1 protein-coding gene is annotated in these 480 nt (G+C 66.5%); it reads right to left on the reverse strand.

Annotated features, from left to right (window positions below; all coding sequences use genetic code 11):
• A partial coding sequence (locus D7Y13_RS42290; protein WP_279637196.1) for a carboxyl transferase domain-containing protein occupies positions 1–480 on the reverse strand: 480 nt, incomplete at both ends.

A 480-nucleotide genomic window follows, 5' to 3' on the forward strand; every position in this document is an offset into this window, starting at 1 on the left:
TGATGACGGAGATCTGCGGGATGACGCCCGAGGCCAGGGTGTTCTCCAGGAAGATGTCGGCATAGCCCGCCAGGCTCTCGACGCCTTCCTGGATGCGCGCGCCGCCGGCGTCGAAGAGGCCGATGATCGGGGCCCCCATCTTCAAGGCCTGGCGCTGGACCTTGAGGATCTTCTGGGCGTGGGCGCCGGAAAGGGAGCCGCCGAACACCGTGAAATCCTTGGAGAAGACGAAGATCAGGCGGCCGTTGATGCGGCCCCAGCCGGTGACCACGCCGTCGCCGGGAATCTTGGCCTCGCCCTTGTCGAAGTCGTTGCTCCGGGGCTCGACGAACATGTCGAACTCCTCGAAGGAGCCCTCGTCGAGCAACAGGTCGATGCGTTCGCGCGCGGTGAGCTTGCCCTTGGCGTGCTGTGACGCGATCCGCCGCTCTCCGCCGCCCACGCGGGCGTCCTCGCGCCGCTTCTCGAGTTCTTCAAGGA

It is taken from the genome of Corallococcus praedator (genome assembly GCF_003612125.1).
GTDB classification, from domain to species: domain Bacteria; phylum Myxococcota; class Myxococcia; order Myxococcales; family Myxococcaceae; genus Corallococcus; species Corallococcus praedator.